The following is a 23040-nucleotide window of genomic DNA, read 5'->3' on the forward strand; positions in this document are numbered from 1 at the left end:
CCGCGCCCGGACCCCTCAGCGGTGCACCACGATGGCCGTCGTCGGCCCGTTCTCCTTCGTCGCCCCCGCCCCCGTCACCCCCTGCCACCCCTCCGGCACCTGCGGATCGCTCCACCCGAACAGCCACTCCGCATCGATCGGCGACACATTCACGCACCCCGCGCTCGTCGGCTCCCCGAACCGCTCGTGCCAGTACGCCGCGTGCAGCGCGAAGGGCGGGTTGAAGTACTGCGTGTGCGGCACATCCGCGATCCAGAAGCTCCGGTTCTCCCCCTTCTCCGGCGACATCGTTGCCGCCCGATCCTTGAACGTCACGTAGAACGTCCCTCGCGGCGTCGTGCTGTCCTTCACCGGATCCCGCCCCGGCACCGACACCCCGCCCGCGCCGGGCGACATCAGCGTCGCGAACACCGGCGTATTCCCCACGTAGGCCGTCAGCGTCCCCTGCGTCACGCGCACGTGGATCCACTTCTGCCCCTCGGCGACGCCCCCGGGCAGCTTCTCCCGCGCCTCCACCACCGTTGCGTCGTCCTCGGCCACGAACAGCGCCGCGCCTCCCGCGTCCCGCTCCCGCGTCTCCAGGAACACCCGCCCCCCGCGCTCCACCCGCTGCCCCGTGAGCTGCACGAAGGTCCGCACCTCGAACGATCCCCCCGCCGCCTCGAGCCCACCCCCTGCCGTCGCGCGCCATCGCGGCCGCGCCTCCTTCCGGAACCATGCGATCGGCAGCTTCACCTCACCCCCCAGCCGCACCCCCTGGAACGTGCTCGGCTTGAACGGCCGCACCCGATCCGCAGGCACCAGCGTGTTGTCCGCCGACATCAACCATGCCCGTCCCTCGGCCTCGAACACCCGCGTGAACGACACCATCGAACCCAGCGGAATGTCCTGCCGCACCAGCCCCATCCGATCGCTCAGCCCTTGCCCTCCCGAGAGGAACTCCGGCAGCCCGTCCGTCGCCGGGATCGGCTCCACCACCGCCAGCGCCTCGTGCCCGCTCAGCGTCTTCGGCAGCGGCCGGAACGACCCCACCTTCCCGAACTTCGCCTCGAACCGCGCCTGCTCCGCGCGCGAAGGGATCCGGTTGTACATCGGCGCCCCGTTCGACAGCGCATAGCGGTACGGGAATGCCCCCACCTTCCCCTGCGTCGCCTCCGCGATCGCCACGCTCCGCGACGCAGGCGCGAGCGTCACCGTCCGGTCGACGCAGACGTACCCCCGCGGCTCCACCGGCAGATACCCCCCAGGGCACCCCTGTCCCCGCACCGCCTCCGTGCTCCGCAGCGCCACCGAGCCCCCGTTGCGCACGTAGCCCAGGTACTTGTCCCCGCGCGCCGGCGTCGGCCAGATCCACGTCACGTACCCCTGGCTGGTCAGCCTCGGCCTGTCGTCGACTGGCGCCGCGGCGGGCGTCCCCGTGCTGGCCTCGCGCTCCTCCGAGCGCGGCGTCGCCTGGTGCCCAGCCGACGTCGCCTCATCGCCAGTGCGCTCTGCCGCTCCTCCAGCACCACCGCCGACGTCGCTGGAGCGCTCACCTGCCTGGGACGAGGACGCCACCGCGCCGCGAACCCCTTCCACCGCCGCCCCCTCTGTGGCTCCCGCGGGTTCGACCTTGGCCACTCTCGCCGTGCGCGGCGCCACGGCCCCCCCTTCTCCCTCCAGCGCAGAGCCACAGGCGAACGCAGGCACGAAAGGAAGCAGCACCACCACGGATCGCAACGACATCGGCTTCGACTTCCGGTCGTACCCGATCCCGCCGTCCCCGCCAACGCGGACCCGATCCCTGCGCCCTCGCCAACGTGGACCCTTGCATCCGGCCTGGAGCGCGGCCCAGGGTCTCACCATGCAGCGCCGCTTCAACACGGCTGGACCCTGCATCGCCGACCGGCACGACATGATCCCTGCCGAGCGCCGCCTGCCCGAGGCGCCCGCCCTCATCGAGCAGATGGGCTACTTCGCCATCCACGCTCCCCCTCGGACGGGCAAGACCACGGCACTCCGCGCGCTTGCCGAGGCGCTGACCAGCTCGGGGCGGTACGCCGCCGTCGCCTTCTCATACGAGAGCGGTGCGCCCTATGGAGACGACATCGCCCTTGCGCATGGCGCCCTCCTGACGAGCCTCCGCCTCCGCGCCTGAGGCCGCCCTCGCAGGTCGCCCCTCCGAGACGTTTGACCTAGGCTGCCCGCGTGCGTTCCCCCTGGCTCACCGCCACCACCCTGTTCGTCGCGCTCCTGCCTGCGGGATGCGGCGCCTCTTCTGCGCCGCGCCCCTCCAGCGATGTCCCTGCCGACGATGTCCGCGCCGTCGCGAGCTTCCTCGGGGACGTGCACCCCGCACCGTACCGCTACGTCGACCCTGCCACGCTCTCGCAGCGCGTCGACAGCGAGGTCGCGCGCCTCGACGCGCTCCAGGAACCGACCGAATTCGACGTGGGCCTCGCCATCCACCGCGTGCTCGCCTCGGTGGGCGACGGTCACCTCGCGGTCGCCATGCCCTCGTTCCAGCCCACCGCGGGTGTCACGCTCTCGCTCGTCCCGATCATGCCCATCCGCATCGGCGCCCGCGTGCTGGTGGATGCCACGACCCAGGATCTCCCCGCGGGCACGGAGCTGCTCGCCATCGACGGCGTCCCCATCGACGACGTCTACCAGACCCTCGCCCCCCTCGTGCTCGTCGACGGCGCGCGCGACGAGCTGCGCCGCGCGGGCCTCGAACGCGGCTTCGCGCGCTACTACCCGCTCGCGTTCGGCATGCGTGACCGCTACGTCCTCCGCATCCAGGAGCCAGGCGCCGACCCGCGTGATCTCACGCTCGATGGCCTCGACCGTGACGCCCTCGGCGCGCTCGTGGCGAACCGCCGCTCGAATGCGCTGCGCGGCGGTCCCCCGCTCTCGCCGCCCTGGCCCACCGCGACCCGCCACGACGATGCCGTCATCCTGCGGCTCGCTGGCTTCGGCATCCTCGACGAGGCCGAATACACGCGGCGCACCGACGCCCTCTTCGCCGAGCTGTCGGGCGACGAGACGCTCGTGCTGGACCTCCGTGGCAACGAGGGCGGCCTCCGCACGAACGGCATCGCCGTCCTGAACCACGTGCTCGCGTCCCCCTACGCCCAGTGGCAGCGCATGGACACGCGCATCCGCCAGATGCCCGACGCCTGGCGTTCGGCCGTGACCTTCCCCTTCGTCCCCGAGAGCGCGCTCACCTCGTACTTCCCCGACGACGCCCTCGTCCGCGAGGGCGACCCGCTGGCCGCGCGCATGCGCCCGCACGGCGCTGGCCACCGCGGCCGGGTCCTCGCGTTCATCGACGGCGCCACGAACTCGGCGGCGGTCGAAGCCCTCGTCGCCCTCCGCGCAGCGCGGCCCGATGCGCTCCTCGTCGGCACCGAGACGGGAGGCGAATGTGGACGCCACATCGGCGAGCTGCCCGTGCAGTTCAGCACGCCAGAGCGCGGCTTCGGCGTGCTCGTCTCCCTGATCGCCCTCACCCACGTCCCGGTCAAGGGCTGCGAGCCGGGTCGAGGCTTCGTCCCCGATGCGGAGATCGCGCTCGACGAAGCCGCATTCCTCTCGGGACGCGACCCCTACCTCGACGCACTGACCGCGCTTTCTCGCTGAGCACCGTCACCGTCCGCACGCATTTACTTCGGCAGCAGCAACGGCAGCTCTGCACCCCCCTGGCGCTCGGCGGTGGCGCAGGCTTCCACATCGACGGTCACCTTCGGTCCCATGTCCCAGTGCCCGACCAGGGAGCGCAGCTCCTCGGCGTGCACACGACAGACGCGCTCCTCGATGCGCTCGGCACCGCCACGCCGATCCGAGACCAGCGCGAGGAACGCATACAGATCATCGCCGCTCGGCGTCAGGTACTCCCATGCCTCGGCCTCTGGCGTGACGAGCTGCACGAGCACGCCGCCGTCACCATCCGCCTCCGTGGCGCGCACCTCCACCCGAGGGTAGACGCGGGAGCGTGGCGCGGTCGCAGCCGCCGAAGGACCGGACCCTCCTGCGAGGGCGGCGGAATTCGGCGCAGCGCTGGATGCGGGTCGCTGCGGGCGCGCGGCTGGATCGGGACGGGAGCCCCCAGCACAGGCGGCGGAAGCGAGCATCGCGACTGCGATCACGGATCGTGCAAAGACAGGCTGGCGAAGCATCGTCGGCGCGCAACGTACGACAACCCCTTGCCCTCGCCCAGCCAGGCCTGACGGAAGCGCTGTCGGCCCACGGCACATCGACGCCTCCCACGGTCTATCGACGCCCCTCATCGCGTCCTCGTCGATTGCGTCCCACCCCCTCCCGAGGCACCTGCCATCGCGTCGACGGCCCCCACCGCGGCCCAGGCCATCGAGGGGACAACCCCCCACTCCTGGCTCGCGACGACGACCGTGGTAGATTGCCCGGCCATGACGCCGCCATAACGCGTCGTTATGATCAGGACCGCGCGCAGCCTGCACCGTCCGCCCCCTCCACCTGCGCGCGCATGCTCCTGGCGCGCCCATGCGCCCAGCACTTCCGGACGTGGATGCGCCTGGAGCGCACCCATCCCGGATGCCCCGCTGGCGCGCCAGGGCAGCCGCCCCGAGCGCGCACCCATCGAGGAGACCGCGACCGAATGACGCTCCAACCCGTCCACTGCGCATCCCTGAACGCCACCCGCCTCCGCGCCATCCCCGCCCGCGACACCGACCTCGAGATCCTCCTCGCCCTGCACGAAGGCCACATCCTCCGCCCCACCCAGTTCCTTGCGCCTGGCACCCCCGTCCGCCCTGGCATGGAGCCCGTCCACATCGCCCCCCTCGGCGACCGACACCACGAGCTGCTCGTCACCGACACCCCCGTCCGCAGCGATCACCTCGAAGGCGTCGAGGTCCGCTTCGCCGCCGACCTCTGCTACTTCGAGGTCCAGCGCGACGACGCCGCCGACTTCGCCACCACCGCCGAGGCCGTGTACGCCCACGTTTTCCGCGTCACCCGCCACCTCCCCGACCACCGCCTCCTCCGCCTCTGGAACTACCTCCCCAGCATCCTCCGCGGCGACGACGAAGAAGAGCGCTACCGCCGTTTCAACGTCGGCCGCTTTGCTGCCTGGAGCCAGCTCGGCCCCTGCGACGCGCATGGCGACCCCATCTACCCTGCCGCCACCGCCATCGGCGCTTACGGCGGCCCCCTCATCGTCCAGGTCTTGCTCACCCGCCAGACCGTCGACCACGTACAGAACTACCGCCAGCGCCCCCCCATGGCCTACTCCAGCAAGTACGGCCACCGCGCCCCTGGATTCGCCCGCGGCACCCTCCGCCGCGCCGACCGCTTCATCGAGCTGCTCGTCTCCGGCACCGCCAGCATCGTCGGCGAAGAGACCCGCCACGACCGCATGCGCGACCAGTCCGAAGAGACCCTGCGCAACCTCCGCGCCCTCCTCTCCCGCGAAAACCTCGGCGACACCGCCTTCGACCTCGGCCGCTTCCACTCCGTACGCGCTTACGTGAAGCACCCCGAAGACCTGCCCGAAGCCCAGCGCGCCCTCGAACGCCACATCCCCCCCGAGCACATCATCTACCTCTGGGACGACATCTGCCGCCCTGGCCTCCTCCTCGAAGTCGAAGGCATCGCCGCCTGAGCCTCGAACCCCTCTCGCCCGCGCTCACCTCCCGACCGACATCGCTGCCCGACACGCCGAAGCCGTCCCCACCGCGCTTTCCGCTACCCCCTCCTGAGGCGTGCCCGGCATCCTTCTCGGCCATGCACCCCAGCAAGCCCAAGCGACAACCCCTCACCCCCGAGGTGCGCGCCGAGCTGGCCGCCGACACTGCGCGCCTCGAAGCCTGCTTCGAGCATGCTCGCGCTCACGCCTGCGGCGACGTCGAAGGCCTCTTCGGCCCGGGCTCCATGATGTGGCGCGTCTTCCGCGAGAGCATCAGCTTCAGCGCCGGCATCGAGGCCCTGCTCCTTCAGATCGCCCTCCCGGCCGTTGGCGCCGGCGTCGCCCAGAACAGCAACTTCCGCAGCGACGTCATCGGCCGCGCCCGCCGCACCTTCGCCTCCCTCGCCGCCTGGGTCTTCGGCGATCTCCCGACCGCCCTCACCATGAGCTTCAAGATCCACAAGCTCCACGCCCGCGTCCGCGGCACCATCCCTGCCGACATCAGCCCTCGCCTCGCGGGCACCCCGTACCGCGCCAACGACCCCCCGCTCCTCTTCTGGGTCCACGCCACCATCATCGACGGCTCCGCGCGGGCCTACGAACGCTTCGTCGAGCCCCTCTCCCGCGTCGAGCTGGAGCGCTACCACCGCGAAGCCAACCTCCTCGCCATCGTCATGGGCGTCCCCCCCGACCAGGTCCCGCCCACCTGGGCCGACTTCCAGGCCTACATGCAGTGCATGCTCCACGGCGACGCCCTCGACGTCGGCCCCACCACCCGCGAGATCGCCCACACCCTCTTCAACAACTCCCTCACCCGCGGCCCCCTCGACGAAGCCCTCACCATCGGCCTCCTCCCCGAGCACCTCCGCGCCGCCTTCGACCTCCCCTGGGGCCCCACCTGGCAGCGCGCCAGCGACGCCCTCTTCGCCTCCTTGCGCGTCGGCCGCCAGGTCCTCCCCGACCTCCTCCGCTACCTCCCCGGCTACCACCAGGCGCGCCTGCGCGTCGCGCTCGCCGAGGGCAAACCCTTGCCCTGGGACTCCCGCCTCATCAACCGCATCGATCACGTCGTCGACCTGCCCCTCAGCCTGAAACCGCTCCCCATCCCCGACATCGTGGAAGAGAGCACCTCCGCCGCCGACGTGCGTGAGCGCATTTCGTCGTCCAATGCCTGACCCTCCAGCGTCTCCGAGCGCATTCAGCGTCTTCACGCGCCGATGGCCCACGTGCTGATTTCGATGCGCCGAGAGGAGGCGACGTCGGGTGGAGTGGTTACTCTTTTCCTGGAGCGCCTCTCGAAACCGACCGTCGCCAGCCAGCAGGGCCGCCTCGCGCCCTGCATCGCTCGGCACCCAGCGTGCAACGTCACGACCTCGCCTGCGCCGCGGCGCACCCGCGCCTCGGCGTGAGCGCGTCCCTCTGGACGGCGCGGTCCGGTCTCGTCGAGCCCTCCCGGCAATCGTCTGTGCCGGACCCTTACCGCGTTCAACGCCGCGACCGGAGCATGATGAAGCAACCCGACATGCCTCTCTCGAAGCCCGCCGCAGCCCCGCTGGATCTCCGAGGGATCCGACAGGCCGTCGAGGCCACCCTCCACCGGTTCCTGGACCACAAGGCCCACGGCCCGCACGGCCCGCACCTCACCCCCTTGCTCCAGGTGCTCCGCCACTTCCTGGAGGGCGGCGGCAAGCGCGTACGGCCCCTCTACTGCTGTCTCGGATGGCACACCGTCACCGACGCGGCCCCCAGCGACGAGGTCCTCCGCGCCGCCGCCGGCCTCGAACTCTTCCACACCTTCGCCCTGCTCCACGACGACGTGATCGACGCCTCCCCCACCCGCCACGGCCGACCCACCGCGCACCGCATGTTCGCCACGCAGAGCCGGACCCTCCGCGCCTTGTGGTTCGGCGACAGCGCCGCCATCCTCCTCGGCGACCTGTGCGAAGCCTGGTCCGCCGAGCTGCTCGGAAGCCTAGGCCACCCTGCCGCGCGCAAACCCGTGGACCTCATGCGCAGCGAGATGACCATCGGCCAGTACCTCGACCTGTGCGCCGCGGGCGGCGTGATCGGCTCCCTCGACGACGCCCTGACCGTGATCCACTACAAGACCACGAAGTACACCGTGGAGCGCCCCTTGCAGATCGGCGCCGCCCTGGCCTCTGCTTCCCCCGCCGTGATGGAGGCCTGCTCTGCCTACGCGCGTCCCCTCGGCGAAGCCTTCCAGCTCTACGACGACCTGGAAGACGTGCTCCCGACCAGCGCGCACGCTGCCTCCTCCGGCAACGACCTGCGCGAGGGCAAGCACACCGTCGTCCTCGCCCTGGCCTACCGCCACGCCTCGCCCGCCCAGGCCGCACAGCTCGACGATCTCGTGGGCGACGCTTACCTCGACGGCGAGCGCCTCGCCCGGGCGCGCGCCTTGATCGACGCGACCGGCGCCACCGAGATCGTCCGGCGCATGGTGATGGAACGCCGGCGACAGGCCCTCCACGCCGTGGAGAGGGCCCCCTTCCGCCCCGCCGCCAAGCAAGCGCTCATCCAGCTGACCGAGCTCGCGCTGCCTGGCGTCTCGGCGTGGGAAGCCACCGCTTCCGGCAACTGACACGAGGCGCCGCTCGAGCGCCTCGTCGACCCTTCTGCTTCCAGCGCGTGCGCGTGCGAGCCCCGTGTTCCAGCGCATGCGCGCGCGAGCCCCGTGTTCCAGCGCATGCGAGGTCCTGGACGCCTGGCGTCTCCTGCCTGGCGACCACCCGGCCCGCCTGCACCTCGCCTCTCCGTGGTGACTTTCCCTCTGGCGACGACACCGCCTGGCGACGACCTCGCCAGCGACCTCTTCACGCGACTGCATCGACCACGACGCCTCTGGCAACGACCCCGGAGGCCGACCTGACGAAACCCTACCGACGACCCTGGAGGCCGACATGACGCCCCGACCCGACGCGACCGAGCTGGATCTCCGCGCCCTGCGCACCGCCGTCGAGCGCACCCTCGCCCGCTTCCTGGAAGACAAGGCCCGAGGCCCCCTCGGCCCCCACATCGCCAAGCTGATCCCCGTGCTGCATCACTTCCTCGACGGCGGCGGCAAGCGCGTGCGCCCCCTCTACTGTTGCCTGGGCTGGCACACCCTCGACGACGCGCCCCCCACCGACGACGTCCTCCGCGCCGCCGCGGGCATCGAGCTCTTCCACACCTTCGCCCTCATCCAGGACGACGTGATGGACCGCGCCGACACCCGCCACGGCCGCCCCACCGCCCATCGCCTCCTCGCCGCCCAGGGCCCTCGCAGCCGCGCGCCCTGGTTCGGCGAGAGCGTCGCCATCCTCCTCGGTGACCTGTGCGAAGCCTGGTCCGCCGAGCTGCTCGGCGGCCTCGGCCACCCCATCGCCCGCAGGCCCGTGGACCTCATGCGCAGCGAGACCATCGTCGGCCAGTACCTCGACCTCTGCGCCTCCGGCCGCGACCCTGGCAGCGTGAACAGCGCCTTCACCGTGATCCACTACAAGACCACGAAGTACACCGTGGAGCGCCCCCTGCAGATCGGCGCCGCCCTGGCCGGCGCGGAGCCTGCCTTGATGGACACCTACGCCGCCTACGCCCAGCCCCTCGGCGAAGCCTTCCAGGTCTACAACGACCTCGAGGACGTGCTCCCCGACAGCACCAAGCCCGACACCGGCGGCAGCGATCTGCGCGAAGGCAAGCACACCGTCGTCCTCGCCTTGGCCCTCCGCAGCGCCAACGTCGCCCAGGCCGAGCTGCTCGACCACCTCGTCGGAGACCCCCACCTCGACGCCATCGAACTCGCCCAGGTCCGCGCCTTGATCGCCGCCACCGGCGCCGTCGACCAGGCCAAGCGCCTCGTGCTGGAGCGCCGTCGGCAGGCCCTGCGCGTCCTGGAAGCCGCCCCCTTCCGCCCTGCCGCCAAGCGCGCCCTCGACCGCCTCACCGCCATCGCCATGCCCCGCGCTGCCCGCTGGGAGGCCGAGCTGGACCTGGGCTGACGAGCGGGGAGGGATGGGGCGCCGACGTGCATCGCCGCGGGCTCGGCGCCCAGGTCATGTTCATGTACACCCTGCCCTTCTCCAGCGCATCCAGCATCTAATCCAGCTGTCTCCGCTTGGTCTCCTCGCGCTTCGCCCGCGCAATCCAGCTCAAGTCAACGTTCTGCCTGAACCCTAATGGCTTGATGTGGGTAGGGTGCAGATCTCGAACTGAGCGACAGGCAAAGCCGAACGTGCATCTGTAAGGGGTGACGAGGTGACACAGAGTTGATAGCAGAAGAGAAACTGTCAGAGTTGGCTGGAATATAATTTGGTATGAGAATCGTGCAGCCAGCCAATGACGTGACGCCGAATGACCAGACGAAGGTGCCCTCAGAAGCGCAGGCCCTCTTCGAGCAACTGCTCGTCGAACAGAGCCGGCGCAGTGGTCCAGTCGACAACTTTGGAGAGTTTGAGCGGGAGCTTCACGCTCGGATGGCCGAGATCGAACTGAAGCTGCTCGCGGAGGAACTACAGCGACAAGACGTGGACGTCACGATGGTGCAGCTCGAAGGCGTCGCATACCGCCGCGTGCTCCGCTGCACCGAGACGTACCTATCGGCGGCAGGGCCGGTGCAGGTGGAGCGAACGCTTTACGCCAACCGAGCAGAGTCCGAACGCGCCGTCTGCCCCATGGAATTGCGGGCAGGGATCGTCGAGGGCCACTGGACTCCAGTGACAGCGGAGCAGGCGATGTGGATGGTGTCTCATCTGACACCGCAGGAGAGCGCCCAGCTCTGCACCAAGCTGGGCCGCATGCAACCAAGCAAGAGCAGCTTGGATCGATTGCTGAAGCAGCTGAGCGGACGATGGGAAGAGCAGCGTCAGGACTTCGAGTCGCAGCTTCGCGGTAACCGCTGCACGGACCCCACCTTCAGCATCCCCTGGGATGTGTTAGGCGGGCCGTTTCTCGGCGCCACGGCGTGGCGACCTCAAGCGCCGGGGGGGATGCGGATGACGCCGACAGGCGCTGCGAGCTGGTCGGCGTCGAGCCGTGCCCTGGTAGCGGCCCAGTTCTTTGGCGCCAGCTCGATGTAGCGCTCCTTGGGCCAGTAGGGCAGCAGGCGCAGGATGTCGTTGAGGAATGCGAGCGGGTCGAGACGGTGCAGGCGACACGAGGCGACGAGCGTGAAGATCGCCGCCGCGCTCTCGGCGTGGGTATCGCTGCCGTAGAAGAGCCAGTTCTTGCGGCCGACGACGATGGTCCTCAGGGCGCGCTCGCTGCGGGAGTTGTCGAGGGGCAAGCGGCCATCGGTCAGGACGCGACGCAGCTCGTGCTCCTGGTTGTGCGCGTAGCCGAGCGCCTTCGCGGCGAGGGAGCGGCCTGCTTCGCTTGCGCGGGCGACGCTCACCCACGTGAAGAAGTCATCGAGCAGCGGGGCCAGGTGGGTGGCCCTGCGGCGCTTACGCTCGCTTGGAGGCAGCTTCGACCAGGAAGCGTCGAGCGCATAGAGCTCCCGGATGCGCCGCAGCCCCTCCACGGCGCCCTGGTGCTTGGTGACCGCGGCGTCGAAGAAGTAGCGGCGGCAATGGGCCCAGCAGCCGACGAGCTTGAGCGTGCCTTCGGTGGTCTCCTCGAATCGCCCGGGTGGGCCTCGGTCGAGGATGTCGTAAACGCTGCTCGCGTCGCTCTGGAGCAGCCCGGAGAAGCCGCGGAAGAGGCTCTGGACCGACGCCGAGGAATGCGAGTCGGTGTCGTGGTAGAGGACGTGGTCGCAATCGGCGACGATGGTGAAGAAGTGCCCTTTCTTGCAGGCTTGCCTGCGGCCGTCGGAGCCGGGCTCGGGCTGGATGGCGGCTCCGGTCGCGTCTGTGGACAGCACGTGGCAGTTGGCCCGCGCGTCCTCGAACATCGCGTGCACGACCGTGGCCCCGAGCGTCCCGCCGAGGTCCTCGAGGTAGCGGCACATCGTCCCGCGATCGAGCGAGGCTTCCTCGGTCTGGAGGAGCTGCTCGAGGCGGTAGCACGGCACGCCCAGCATGAATTTCTCGATGGCGAGCCACGCGAACACCGAGGTGTGGCAGAGCGCGCGCGGGAACAGCCGCGGCGGCAGCTCCGCGCTGAGCACGGTGTCGGTCCCGGCGAGCGCAATCTCGTAGCGCGCGATGCGCTTCTCGAGCACGCGGAAGCTGCCTGGAATGCGGAGCAGCTCGAAGACGGGCTCGTAGCCGATCAGCCGCCCCTTCTTCGCGAGCTCGGGGTCGTCGATGTCCACGGTGATGCGCGGCAGCTGCGAGGCCGCCAAGTTGCGTCGCCCCTTCGGCTTCGGGCGTGCCTTCTTCTCTTCCTTGTCGCGGCCCCTCTTCGCGCCGTCGTCATCGCCGCCCGTCGCGCCCCCAGGCGTCAGCTCCTGCTCGAGCTTCTTCTGCAGCGCGGTATTCTCGCGGAACAGCCCCTCGAGCAGCAGCTGAAACTCCGACGTGTTGGTGCGCTCCGACTTCGTGCCGAACAGACGACGCTTGAGCTGCTCATTCTCCGCGATCTGATTCGCAAGCGTCGTCTTGAGCGCCTGCTCTGTCCCCTCGAGGGACCGAATCAGCTCGCGCAGCGAGGCGATCGCGTCATCGCGCTGAAGGAGCTGCTCCCGCAGCTCCCGCAGCTTCTCTGTACCCATGCTCTCACGCGCCGCGCTCTTCTCGCTCATCCTCGCATCTTGGACGCGCGATACGCACGCGACAGCTCACGGTGTTTCAATGAATCGGCATACCCGACAGGCCCGCGAACAGCGCCTCGAACGCCGCCTCGCTGACCACCACGCTCTGCTCACCTGGCCGCGTCGGCGTCGGCAGCTCGAACAGACCTCGCTCGAGCCGCTTGTAGCAGAGCACGACGCCCGTGCCGTCCCACGTGAGCACCTTCACGCTCTGACGACGCTTGCCGAAGAACACGAACAGCGCCCGCGAGCGGGGCTCGCGCTTCATCCGCTCACGTACCAGCGTCCCCAGGCGCTCGAACCCGAACCGCATGTCCACCGGCTCGAGCGCGACGAAGATCTCCACGCCGTGCGGGATCATGTCGACACCCCCGCCGACAGCGCCGCCACCACCGTGCGAAGCAGCTCGGCGTCGAACGTCGTCGTGACCCGGATCCGCGCTGCGCCCACCTCGACGACGAGCTCACGGTCTCGTGCTGGCGCCGCGACCACCAGCCGAACCAGCCCCGGCGCTCCGCTCCACGTCCCTTCGGCCGCCGCCCAATTCCGCAGAGACGTCTCGGTGTACCCGCGTCTCGCCGCGTAGCGCGTCATGCTTTCCCCGCTCGCCGACCCGCTGTTCGTCCACCTCTGTGGCGGCGTGCTTCCGTGCCTGGAGACGGTGTACACCGACCTCCGTCGCTTCGATGACACCTGCAACGCTCGACTCGAAGCCATGGTAGCTCAGCACGGCCTCGCCGAGTTGACGCGGCCTCGCGTGGTGCATCTGGACATCGACACCACGGTGATGCCGCTGTTCGGTGACCACGAAGGTGCGTTGCTTGGCCCGAATCCGCATTACCGGGGTCGACCGAGCTATCACCCGATCCTGGCGCGCATCGCCGAGACCGACACCTGTGTCGGAGCGCAACTGCGTCCGGGCAACACCGGCTTTGGCAGCGCAGAAGCGCCGCTGATCGCGGCATGGATCGATAGGACCCGCGCTCACGTAGGGCCGGACTGCTTGATGTACGTGCGCATCGACAGCGCCGGCGACTGCACCGAGGTGATGGACACCATCGCGCAACACGGCGCCTTCTTTCTCACCAAGGCGCGCATGGGTCCTGCGCTCTGCGGCGTGGTGGCAGTCGCCGAGGGCTGGGAGACCTTCGACTGGGATGCCGACAAGCGCCCGTTGCGCCAGACGGCCGTCATTGATTTCGCGCGAGACGACTGGCGCGAGCGACAGCTCGCCGTGCGCGTCGTGGCGATCCGTGTTCATGAGCGGGAGTGTGGCAAGCAGCTCTTTCTCTGGGATGACAACGAGTTCACCGTGCAAGTCTTCCTGACCAACGACATGGTCAGCTCGCCAGAGGACCTCGCCCAGAAGTACAACGACCGGGCTGGCATCGAGCCGTTGATCGCGGAGTTCAAGTCGGCCTGGGGCATCGGCAAGGCGCCCAGCGAGCGGTTCGAGGCCAACCAGGCGTCGCTGTTGCTCAAGCTGCTCGCGCACAGCCTGCTGCGCCGCAACGTCACTAAGCAGTTCGCGCATCTGCCCGAGCTGCGCTCCTGGCGAGCGCCCTGGTTGCAGCGCATCTTGCTCCGCATTCCTGGTCGGCTCATTCGCTCCGGCCGAAGCGTGATCGTGCGCTTGCCACCTCGGCCCGCGTTCATGCCGCTGCTGAACTGAGCGTCATGCCAGCTTCGTGCGTGGTGGGCGTAAGGGGGCGGTGTCTGTCGCGCTCGGCTCGATGGGTTATCCGTCATGCAAGGGTCGGGGTTTTCACCAGGTGCCAGCAGGCGCTGCCGCTCGCTATCGCTGTCGCCTAAAATCGACGTTGAGTTCTCTCCCGGCTGCTGAGATCGAGGTGAACCACGGTGAGCCCAACTTAGGGCTCACCCGGGCAATGTCACCGGTCGTCTGAATCAGAGCTGCTCGTTCCGCTTCCCTCAGCCCCTCGGCCCTACGCTGGAGTCAGACTTCTGGAACGGGAACTAGAGTAGAATACGTCTCTCCCTATGTATTCGAAAACGAGCTTGGCTTCACTCATTGCTCTGAGCGCCCTCGGAACCTCCTCCGCGTGCGGCGGAGGCAACGTCGCTTCTGAGCTTGCGAGTTATCCTAAGTACCCGAACAAAGAGCCCAAATGCGGTACTACAAAACTCCAGGCGCGCCCGTTGATCGCAGAGTGGCCCTCCTCGGATCGCGCCGCGCTCGAAGGACGCATCAAACAGGGCCTCGTTCCGGTCCGCTACGTTGGATGCGACATGGAAGTCCTCACCACGTGCAAGGTGCCGGCGGAATATTCGTATACCGGTATCACCCCTAAGAACGACCTCGTGGTCATTCACAATGCCGACGAACTCTACGCGAACATCCCAGTCTACGCTGCCAAGTTTGAAGGCCAGCTCAAAAAGGCTGGCTCGCTCGAAATTGCCATGACTATCATCGGTCGCTACGAATCAAACCGACCGAAGATCAGCGCAGACGAACTCCAGGGCGAGTGCGCTGACACCACTCACGTCATCACCGCCCTCACTGTGGGCGCGTTCCGGTTCTCTGCGGGCGCCAGTGCTGCGGTGGGGGCCGGCGCGGGCGTGAGTGTGGGCGGCCTAGGCTTGGGTGGCAAGAGCGCATCGAACAACGAGACCCTGAACACCGACGGCGATAGCAAGGCATGCGCGAAGGCTACCGCCGACGATAAGGCTCCGCCGTACGGCTGTGGCGCCCTGCTTCGGGTGGAACTTGTCCCCCTCGGCGAGGCGCGTCAGAAGGCGCCCACCTGCCCAAGCGGTACAAAGTGGGACGGCTCTCAGTGCCTTGCGACTGTGACCACGGCAAGCGCTGCCTGCGTGGGCGGAACCATTCTTGAGGCCGGCAAGGGCTGCGTCCCTCCGGTCTCTGGCCAGAACTTCCGCTCGGCCTTGCCTGTGGAGGCCAAGTCTGTATTCACCGGCCTGTGCCTTGACGCCGCGGCCTGCGCCGAAGCGTGCGACAGAGGCCAGCCGTCCGCCTGTTCCTCTGCCGGCCCTATGTACGAATGGGGCGTGGGGGTTTTCCAGGATGTGAACCGCGCAGTGGACCTCTACTCTAAGGCGTGCAGAGGAGGGGAGTGGGGGGCGTGCGCGCGACTCGGCGAACTCTCCTTCTATGGTCTAAGTGGTGTGCCTAAGGACGCCGGGTTGGCGGTGACGTTTTTTCGGCTTGCGTGTGATCGGGGGGATCCCTCGGGCTGCGTGGGCCTAGGAACGGCATCCACGCTCGGTACGGGCATCGACCGGGACTCTGCGGCGGCGGCCCAGTACTTCGAGAGGGCATGCAACACGAAGACGACGCTCGGCTGCGTCGGTCTCGGCATGCTCTATATGTACGGGGACGGTGTACCTAAGGATGCCGCGCGAGCGGAATCACTTTTCAAGCAGGCTTGTGATGCGGGTTTTCGTCCCGCCTGTCAGCTTCAGAAGGAGACGGCGCCCTAATATTACAGTTGTACCTACGCAGACCGTGCTCCTCGGCGTCGATAATGGCAGCGGCGGGCTATCGCTTGATGGTGGCGGCGCCACCACGACCATCGCAGCACGGCGTCTGGTTCAGGAGGCGCGTTCCAATGGAGCCACCAGAGCAGACGTCGGACCTCGGGGACCGTCAACGGGAGCAGCGGAGCGTCGTGAGCGTGTGAAGCGGACTTTTTTCTTCTCGGCGCTTCGGCGTCTGCAGCGGCTCGCGGGACCGTCAGGTAAGGCATGGGCCCAAAGCGCCAAGGTGACGTGGCGATACCATCCGGTCCAACTGCGCACTTCGTAGTGATCGAGACCGACATCGCCTTTGGCGCTTTCAAAGCTCTCCTCGATGGTCCAACGGCTGCCGGCCGCACAGGCGAGCGCTCTGAGTAGGATTGGGGCGATTGCTCCTACCACGTAGTAAGTAACATCCGACGGATCCGTGACGCTGCGACGGAACAGGATGCCGCATTGCCAAGACTTGGGCTCCGGCCCTTCACAACAAGCGTACGCCCAGTCGTACCATCGTGGTTCCTTGGAACCATTGCCAGCGCTGAGACGGTGCCATTCCTTGGCAGGAATTTGGTCAACCAGCTCGCTGAGCTTGAGCCGTCGAAAGTCCCTCCAGATGCGATGCTGACTGGACACTGCAAGCACGTACGGTTGCCGGCGCTCTTCCAGCCACCGTCGTACCTTGCTGTCTTGACCGTAGACCTCGTCTCCGACGACCCAGGCAGCGGTTACCCCAGCGTCCAGCGCTCGTTTGAGCATCTGCAAGGCCAGTTGCGGCTTGGTCGCGAAGGTCGCATCCGCAGGGATCCCGGCGCGCTCGCATCGACCGCGGTCGTCGAGCCACGACGCAGGTAGATACAGAGCGCGATTGATGAAGGTATGACCGTGCGGTGTGGCGTAAGCGAGGAAGACACCAACCTGGGAGTTTTCGATACGCCCCGCCATACCGCTGTACTGGCGTTGTACGCCCGCCGAGTGCGTGCCCTTCTTGAGGAATCCCGTCTCGTCGATCACAAGCATACCGCTTGGATCGCCGAGATGATCGACGACATAGCCACGTAGATCGTCTCGGACCGCATCCGCATCCCAACGCGCTCGACCCAGCAGGTGCTGCAATGCATAGGGTATCTGGTCGCCGACGACCTCCGCGAGCTGCCAGCCATTCTTTCTGTCCACCGGGCTGAGCAAGCCTTTGAGGTAAGCACCAGTGTGCGTCCGCACATCAGAACGCGAGAAATGTACGCCCACGCGCTCGAGCAGCTGTGACCAAGCGCCGTCCCAGACCGTGGTCAAGGCCGTCTGTACGTGCAGTAGGGTGGCGTCCGGGCAACCCCGCGTGTCATTCGATGCCTTCGAGGGATGGGTGATCATGCATGATTACCGCCAAGAGCCAACTGCAACTGTAGTAATAGGCACTCTTAAGGCTCACCCGGGCGACGTCACTGGCAGCCTGAATCAGTACCGGAACGTCTGTGAGAGTGCGGGAGAGTTCCCCGAGAAAGGCGCAATGCGGGCAGAGCGGAACAGCTTCATGAGGCACTCTCCTGACTCACTGGCGCTGTCGGGAGGAATATCGAGTGAAATGCTCAGGATGCTGCCCGTTCGAGCAAAGGTCACGTACACTGTTCCGGTACGTTTTGCACTTCCCCTGCCGCAAGAAGCTGTTTTCGCTGCGAGCGTGCGGAGGACATCTTGTGCAGAAATCGAATCGAAAGAACGATAACCTTCCTCGGAGCCCAAGCGGTCGAAGATCGAGTGCGGTGCCGCCGATGAGCCAGTAGCATTTGCCTCGGTGCCTTCTTTCGAGCTTGGGACTTTCTTGGGGATGCGTGAACCGAAGCCATGGCTCGCCATCGGTTTCGAGGTGAAGGCGCCAGTATCTTGTTTTGGTATGGTCTCCGCTGTGGCTGGAGCCTGGGTCGCAATGAATTCCAATGGATCCTCCTGGTCGATGGACGTCGACGTGGCGGACGATGTTTCCTGGTGCTGAATCTCCTTGGCGGCGTGGTGTTCCACAGCGGCATAGAGCAACCCCAGCGACAGAACTGCTACGCTTCCCTGGACGAGTCGCTGTGCGGTCAGAGCGCGTCGAGCCTGCGTCGCCTTCGCGATGGCGCTCCCGGAGGCGAAGGCGTCGGTTCTGGACGCACCCTCTGTTCCATTCGTGGGTTGTGCATCTCCATTCGTGGGTTGTGCATCTCCATTCGTGGGTTGTGCATCTCCATTCGTGGGTTGTGCATCGACCGACTTGGTCTCCAGACGATCGATCTCCTGGATGACCCGCCCCTGCCATCCCGCCATTGGTCGGACCTCCTGGACATTGGCCGCCAGCAGGGACACGAGCCGGTCATGATTTTCGCTTGCTCGCTGGCACGACGAGCACGCGTGCAGGTGCGCGCGCAGGTAGTCGAGGAGTGGTTGCGGCAGCTCCCGCTGCACCAAACCCTCCTTATCGAACAGGTCGCAGCCACAGTCCTCGCGGCTCATCGCAGGACCCCTTTGCCTTCGAGGCACTTCCTCAAGACGGGCATCGACCGGGCGACCCGCATCTTCAACGTCGCCGAGCGCTCGCCACAGATCCGGCTCATCTCCTCGTAGGAAAAGCCCTCCTGGAAGCGGAGGATGACGGCCATCCGAACCGGATAGCTCAGCTCATCAAGGCACTCCGCAAGTTTCGCCGTGGCGAAGTCACGCATGATGCATTCCTCGGCTGAAGGTCGCTCGTCGGCCTCCTCCGGAACGTACCCCTGTGTTCTGAACCGTTTGTCATGACGACGATTCGTTTTGAGCGCATCCAGGCAACGGTTGTGCGCGATCGCATAGAGCCAGGCGCGAAATGTCGTCCCCTCGAACGACTCCAGTCCCTGGTACGCCTGCAAGAATACCGTCTGGTGTACGTCGTCCGCCAGGGGCCTGCTGCCCATGATGCTGTAGCAGTAGCGGTAAAGCTGAACTCCATACGCGGCCATGAGGGTGTCGAGCGCGAGCTTTCGCTCGCCGCGCTGTAATGCTTCCAGCGCCCTGACATCGTGAGCATCGGCCGGTGCGGTCACTGGAGCGTTTGCCCTGATCGGATGGGTTGGATTGCTTCGCACGTGCACCATTGGCCATTCTGGAGCGACGCTGCAGCCTCGAGGTAACAGCGGGCCGTACGATTGTTGCTAACCCTTTGAAACCCATCGACTAAATTCTTCTCTTCACTTCCCCTGTTCTCCTCGAAGGCGATGAGCGCTCGATGCGTGTGAGCCTGGCTAGCTGCTTGCCGTGCTGGCGAGTCGTGGCTGGGTTCATGGTTTCTTTTCTTGCAACTCAGGGCTCATTTGCATCGAACGTTGTTCAAGGAGTACCGCATGCGGGGGACTGCAGTCTTCTTTTTCAGTGGTCTGATCGCGCTGGTCTGTGGATGCGTCGTGAACGCAGACGACGGCATCATTGGTGACGACGGCGTCGAGAGCGAGGTGCTCGAGGTCGCGCAACCCGTCACGGCCCTCAAGGGAATCATTCTCATCGATCGGACCGGCTCCATGCTGACGACTCGCAGCACGGGTCGCAGCCGGTGTCGTGACGCGAGAACCATGGCGCAGACGAAGGTCACCGAGTTTTTCTCGAAGTACGACGGTGGTGGACTGGCCATCTGGACGTTCAATGGCGCGGGGGTGACGAAGCTGACCAACGGTTACGTGGGCGCGGCAGAAGCGTCGGCAGCCATCGACGCGCTCTCTCCAGATGGGTGTACTGGAGGTACGCCACTCGCGGATGCCATCTGCGCTGCGGCTGATGAACTGAATGACCTGAAAGGCCCACCCACGACCCCGAACCTCCTGACCATCCTGACCGATGGCGCGGACAACATGAGCACGGGCCCGTGCAGAGGGGTCGCTTCGGGGGGGATCTCGAATCCGCTTTCGTGGCAGTTCAAGGCGCGCAGCAGAATCAGTCCGTACTTCCCCCACGTTCAGGTCAATGCGCAGTTCTGGACTGGCAATCAGTTTATCAACCTGAGGTCCCCGACCGGCCCCTCGGTGCCGCAGGCGTCGTCCTCGCTGCTGCCGATGGCGCCCCCCACCTGCACGACGCTGGAGCAGTGCGAGAGCGAGTTCTTCCTCGCGCTCACCTCCGATACGGGTGGCACCTACGACAGGGTGCAGGACAACAACGTGGCGTTCCCCTGCAGCTATGGAGCGTGCCCGACGCCTCAGTTCGAGACCATCGACTGGTAGCGCTCCCGCGTCGTCGCCCCTCCAGCTCCCCTGCTGACCACGAGCGCACCCGTCGCGCTTCCGAGGCTGGCGCGACGGCCTCGAGGAGCTGCTCCTGCACGCTCTCGTCGTCGCTGCTGAGCAGAACGATCTCTCGGCGCCAGCGTGGACCGAGCGCATAGACCTCGGCTGTCGCGGTCGCGGGATGACCCCGAAGGCTCCGACCGCATCGACGCTCCACCGAGCACCCCTCCCGGCGGATGCGACGCCATCGACCTGCCGACGCACCCTCCTCCCGGCGGAAACGCCCGCATCGACGCTCCACCAACCCACCCGCCCGAGGGCGCCTACCGTCCCGACGTTCCACCAAGCCCTCACCCCGAAGGCAGCGCCCCCATCGACATCCCACCACGCTCCCAACCCGAGGGCAGCGCCCGCACCGACGTTCCACCGCAGGCCCACCCCGAAGGCATCGCCCGCATCGACCCGTCTCCAACCCCCCAACCCGCGAGATGCGCCCTCCTCGACACCTCGCCGCCCTCTCCAGCCCTCCTCCGCCCCCCCGCCTGACCTCCCGCCAGCCCCTCTCACCCACCTTCTCCCACCAAACGCGAAAATCCTTCCCCACCCCGAGAACAAACCTACGCGCCCCTCGTCGAACACGAGAACGCGGCGTGTCTGCGCCCGGTCCTCTCCTCCGCCTGGAGCCGCCCCGAGGGCGACCTCCTGGCTGGAGACCCCTCTCGACGACCCACCCCGAGGAACGCCATGCAGCTCCCCCCCAGGACGGCCTCCAGCCAGGTCCACCTCGCGCATGCGACGCACTTCGACGCCACCGAGGAGGCCTGGCGCACGGCCGAGATCCTCGACCCGGCGCAGGGCGTCCTCCTCCAGGAGGCCGCGGCGCCGCTCAGGGCCCAGGCCAGCGCACTCTCGGCACGGCTCGCGGCCCGGGTGCAGGCCGAGGCAGCGACGCGCCTGGCGCGGGTGAGGTTCCGGACGCGGGATCACGTGCTCGGCCAGCGGCTCATGGCGTGCAGTGACGGCCTCCTCAACGGCCCGGCGCAGCGGAGCCGCGACGACGCGCTCTACCGCACGGTGATGCTCGGGCGCTCGGCCAGCTCGATCAAGAAGGCGAAGCCGCGTGAGGAGCCCGAGCTCGTCCTCCGCGTGCGCGCGCAGCTCGCCGTGGCGCCGGAGTTCCCGGGGAAGGAGCGCCTCCTCGCCGACCTCGACGACGCGGTGGCGCGGAGCCTCGACGCCCGCGCGGCGCTCGACGCTGCCTTGAAGGCCGAGCACCTCGCGGCCGACGCGGAGATGACGGCGCGGAGCGACCTGCGCCACGCCCTCGAACAGGCGCACGGCAGGTTGCGCGCGGCGTTTCCAGGGCAGCGTGACTTCGTGGAGTCGTTCTTCGTGCGCCGGAGCAAGAAGAAGCCGGCGAGTGAGGGGACGACGGCTGCTCCGACGGGTGGGGACAGTGGAGGGGAGCGCGAGGGGCCGAAGCCCGGCTCGACGGGCGGGGATGTCGGAGGCAAGAGCGAGGGCGCGACGCTCGGCTCGACGGGCGGGGATGTCGGAGGCAAGAGCGAGGGCACGACGCTCGGCTCGCGGGGTGGGGACGATGGAGGCGAGCGCGAGAGCCTGCTCCGTCCATCCCGAGGGGCTGTCCGCGCGGTCTCGCGGTGCAGACTGGCGCGTGACGGGGACGGTGTTCGCGCGCTCTCGCGGTACGAGCCGGGTCGCCACGGGAGGGGTGGCTCATCGCCCTCGCGCTGGGCTCGCATGGGGCTGCGTCGACGTGTGCGCCGCGCCGTGCGCGCTTCACGAGCATGTCGTGATGTGCGATTGGATCTCAGCATCGGGGGAGCTTCTCGTCTTCGGCGCTCGACCCTCGCCACCGGAGGTTTCCATGCCTGGCCGTTTCTCTTTCTGCGTCATGTTCGCGCTGGTGCTCGCAATGCCCGGGTTCTCGGCGTGCAGCCGCGAGTCCGCGACGCCCGACGGCGAGGTGGATGGGATGCGCAGCCGTACGGTGCAGGTGCGCGCCGGCGCCGAGCTGGTCGCCGAGCTGTTCTTCGAGGAGAACAAGCTCCAGCGTGTCGAGTTCAAGACGAAAGATCAGGCCCTGCGGGACAAGTTCCAGGCGAGGCTGGATACCATTCTCGAGAAGGCGCAGCGGGAAGGGCTCCACATGGACTTCCACGAGATGTGGCCGGGAGGGGTGCGCGCCTGGCTCGTCACGCGGCCCAAGCCGGGTGAGGAGTACTTCACCAAGGGCATCCTCTGGCATCTGGGCGACGACACGTTCACCGTCAGCGCGAAGTGATGTCGTGAGACGCGGTCTTTTGCTGGCCTCGAAGACGCTCCGTTTCCGGTGTCTGACGTCAGTGCTCGGAGGTTCTCGTGGCTGGTCGCTCCTGGTCTCACGTCGTGCTCACGCTGCTGTTCGCTGCGTCCTCGGTGTCGTTGATGGCTTGCAGCCGCTCCGAACCGTCGGCCGGCGACTCGGATCCGGCTGCCATGGACCCGAAGCCGGGTGGGAGCGACCTGAAGCCGGCTGGCAGTGACCCGAAGCCGGCTGGCAGTGACCCGAAGCCGGCTGGCAGTGACCCGAAGTCGGCTGGGAGCGATCCGAAGCCATCGGCCGGCGGCCTGGATCCGGAACGCAGCGCCACCTTGCAGGCAAGCGTCCGCGCCGAGGTGGTCGCAGAGCTGGTCTTCGAGGAGAACAAGCTCCTGCGCGTCGACTACGAGACGCAGGATCAGGCGCTGCGGGACAGATTCCAGGCGAGGCTGGATACCGTGCTGGGGAAGGCGCAGCGAGAAGGGCTCCACATGGACTTCCACCAGACGCTTCCGGACGGGGCCCGCGGCTGGTTCCTCGCGCGGCCCAAGCCGGGGGAGGCGCACTTCACCAAGGCCATGCTCTGGCATCTGGGCGACGACACGTTCACCGTCCGCAGGAAGTGATGCCACTCGTTCCCGGGGTCGCGCCTCGCGGCCTGAGC

General features: G+C 67.7%; 21 protein-coding genes. 12 read left to right on the plus strand and 9 right to left on the minus strand.

What is annotated here, in order from left to right; all coding sequences use genetic code 11:
• Window positions 1–15: 15 nt before the first annotated feature.
• Window positions 16–1725: a L,D-transpeptidase gene (locus CMC5_RS09755; RefSeq protein ID WP_050430141.1), complete on the minus strand. Its 1710-nt coding sequence runs from the start codon at window positions 1723–1725 to the stop codon at window positions 16–18.
• Window positions 1726–1843: 118 nt separating this feature from the next.
• On the opposite strand from CMC5_RS09755, the gene CMC5_RS09760 reads away from it, so the two are divergent.
• The gene (locus CMC5_RS09760; RefSeq protein WP_050430142.1) at window positions 1844–2137 is read left to right on the plus strand and encodes a hypothetical protein; all 294 of its coding nucleotides are present in this window, start codon (window positions 1844–1846) and stop codon (window positions 2135–2137) included.
• A gap of 50 nt (window positions 2138–2187) precedes the next feature.
• On the plus strand, window positions 2188–3621 hold the full coding sequence (locus CMC5_RS09765) for a S41 family peptidase (RefSeq protein ID WP_050430143.1): 1434 nt from the start codon (window positions 2188–2190) through the stop codon (window positions 3619–3621).
• Between the two features lie 23 nt (window positions 3622–3644).
• Here CMC5_RS09765 and CMC5_RS46860 read toward each other — a convergent pair whose 3' ends face one another.
• A complete protein-coding gene (locus CMC5_RS46860) occupies window positions 3645–3947 on the minus strand; it encodes a hypothetical protein (protein ID WP_156338399.1) in 303 nt (100 codons plus the stop codon).
• A gap of 668 nt (window positions 3948–4615) precedes the next feature.
• Here CMC5_RS46860 and CMC5_RS09775 point away from each other — a divergent pair.
• From CMC5_RS09775 to CMC5_RS09795, 5 genes are all read left to right on the plus strand, one after another.
• Window positions 4616–5620 (plus strand): chorismate transformation FkbO/Hyg5 family protein, encoded by a 1005-nt coding sequence (locus tag CMC5_RS09775; protein WP_050430145.1) that lies wholly within the window; start codon window positions 4616–4618, stop codon window positions 5618–5620.
• A 122-nt stretch (window positions 5621–5742) separates the two neighbouring features.
• Entirely contained in the window at window positions 5743–6819 is a 1077-nt protein-coding gene (locus CMC5_RS09780) for an oxygenase MpaB family protein (protein ID WP_050430146.1), read from the plus strand.
• Between the two features lie 347 nt (window positions 6820–7166).
• Entirely contained in the window at window positions 7167–8246 is a 1080-nt protein-coding gene (locus tag CMC5_RS09785) for a polyprenyl synthetase family protein (RefSeq protein WP_050430147.1), read from the plus strand.
• A gap of 319 nt (window positions 8247–8565) precedes the next feature.
• Window positions 8566–9642, plus strand: coding sequence for a polyprenyl synthetase family protein (locus tag CMC5_RS09790; protein WP_050430148.1), 1077 nt, complete (start codon window positions 8566–8568; stop codon window positions 9640–9642).
• 315 nt (window positions 9643–9957) lie between these two features.
• Window positions 9958–10719: a hypothetical protein gene (locus CMC5_RS09795; RefSeq protein WP_050430149.1), complete on the plus strand. Its 762-nt coding sequence runs from the start codon at window positions 9958–9960 to the stop codon at window positions 10717–10719.
• On the opposite strand, the gene tnpC is transcribed toward CMC5_RS09795, so the two are convergent.
• The 3 genes from tnpC to CMC5_RS09810 are packed head-to-tail and all read right to left on the minus strand — an operon-like array spanning window position 10614 to window position 12929.
• On the minus strand, window positions 10614–12326 hold the full coding sequence (gene tnpC, locus CMC5_RS09800) for an IS66 family transposase (RefSeq protein WP_050430150.1): 1713 nt from the start codon (window positions 12324–12326) through the stop codon (window positions 10614–10616). The genes CMC5_RS09795 and tnpC overlap by 106 nt on opposite strands.
• Before the next feature lie 46 nt (window positions 12327–12372).
• The gene (gene tnpB, locus CMC5_RS09805; RefSeq protein WP_050430151.1) at window positions 12373–12696 is read right to left on the minus strand and encodes an IS66 family insertion sequence element accessory protein TnpB; all 324 of its coding nucleotides are present in this window, start codon (window positions 12694–12696) and stop codon (window positions 12373–12375) included.
• Window positions 12693–12929 (minus strand): hypothetical protein, encoded by a 237-nt coding sequence (locus CMC5_RS09810; protein ID WP_050430152.1) that lies wholly within the window; start codon window positions 12927–12929, stop codon window positions 12693–12695. The genes tnpB and CMC5_RS09810 overlap by 4 nt, the downstream gene beginning before the upstream one ends.
• On the opposite strand from CMC5_RS09810, the gene CMC5_RS09815 reads away from it, so the two are divergent.
• Together CMC5_RS09815 and CMC5_RS09820 are read left to right on the plus strand one after the other, a co-directional pair.
• Window positions 12928–14007 (plus strand): IS1380 family transposase, encoded by a 1080-nt coding sequence (locus CMC5_RS09815; RefSeq protein WP_156338400.1) that lies wholly within the window; start codon window positions 12928–12930, stop codon window positions 14005–14007. The genes CMC5_RS09810 and CMC5_RS09815 overlap by 2 nt on opposite strands.
• A gap of 578 nt (window positions 14008–14585) precedes the next feature.
• Window positions 14586–15797: a tetratricopeptide repeat protein gene (locus CMC5_RS09820; protein WP_050430153.1), complete on the plus strand. Its 1212-nt coding sequence runs from the start codon at window positions 14586–14588 to the stop codon at window positions 15795–15797.
• A gap of 111 nt (window positions 15798–15908) precedes the next feature.
• Here CMC5_RS09820 and CMC5_RS42265 read toward each other — a convergent pair whose 3' ends face one another.
• The 3 genes from CMC5_RS42265 to CMC5_RS09830 form a co-directional block, all read right to left on the minus strand.
• On the minus strand, window positions 15909–17201 hold the full coding sequence (locus CMC5_RS42265) for an IS701 family transposase (protein ID WP_156338401.1): 1293 nt from the start codon (window positions 17199–17201) through the stop codon (window positions 15909–15911).
• 84 nt (window positions 17202–17285) lie between these two features.
• Window positions 17286–18317 carry a hypothetical protein gene (locus tag CMC5_RS44180; RefSeq protein WP_156338402.1) on the minus strand — a complete coding sequence of 344 codons (1032 nt, stop codon included), beginning with the start codon at window positions 18315–18317 and terminating at the stop codon, window positions 17286–17288.
• Window positions 18314–18883 carry an RNA polymerase sigma factor gene (locus tag CMC5_RS09830; RefSeq protein ID WP_050430155.1) on the minus strand — a complete coding sequence of 190 codons (570 nt, stop codon included), beginning with the start codon at window positions 18881–18883 and terminating at the stop codon, window positions 18314–18316. Before CMC5_RS09830 ends, CMC5_RS44180 begins: the two co-directional genes overlap by 4 nt.
• Before the next feature lie 297 nt (window positions 18884–19180).
• Here CMC5_RS09830 and CMC5_RS09835 point away from each other — a divergent pair, with 297 nt between their 5' ends.
• The gene (locus tag CMC5_RS09835; protein ID WP_156338403.1) at window positions 19181–20050 is read left to right on the plus strand and encodes a vWA domain-containing protein; all 870 of its coding nucleotides are present in this window, start codon (window positions 19181–19183) and stop codon (window positions 20048–20050) included.
• A gap of 1067 nt (window positions 20051–21117) precedes the next feature.
• On the opposite strand, the gene CMC5_RS09840 is transcribed toward CMC5_RS09835, so the two are convergent.
• Complete coding sequence (locus CMC5_RS09840) at window positions 21118–21627, minus strand: hypothetical protein (protein ID WP_050430157.1); 510 nt, start codon at window positions 21625–21627, stop codon at window positions 21118–21120.
• A 314-nt stretch (window positions 21628–21941) separates the two neighbouring features.
• Here CMC5_RS09840 and CMC5_RS44185 point away from each other — a divergent pair, with 314 nt between their 5' ends.
• Window positions 21942–22358, plus strand: a complete 417-nt coding sequence (locus CMC5_RS44185; RefSeq protein ID WP_156338404.1) for a hypothetical protein — start codon at window positions 21942–21944, stop codon at window positions 22356–22358.
• A 77-nt stretch (window positions 22359–22435) separates the two neighbouring features.
• On the plus strand, window positions 22436–23002 hold the full coding sequence (locus tag CMC5_RS09850; RefSeq protein ID WP_050430159.1) for a hypothetical protein: 567 nt from the start codon (window positions 22436–22438) through the stop codon (window positions 23000–23002).
• Window positions 23003–23040 lie beyond the last annotated feature (38 nt).

The organism is Chondromyces crocatus, assembly GCF_001189295.1.
Classification (GTDB): domain Bacteria; phylum Myxococcota_A; class Polyangia; order Polyangiales; family Polyangiaceae; genus Chondromyces; species Chondromyces crocatus.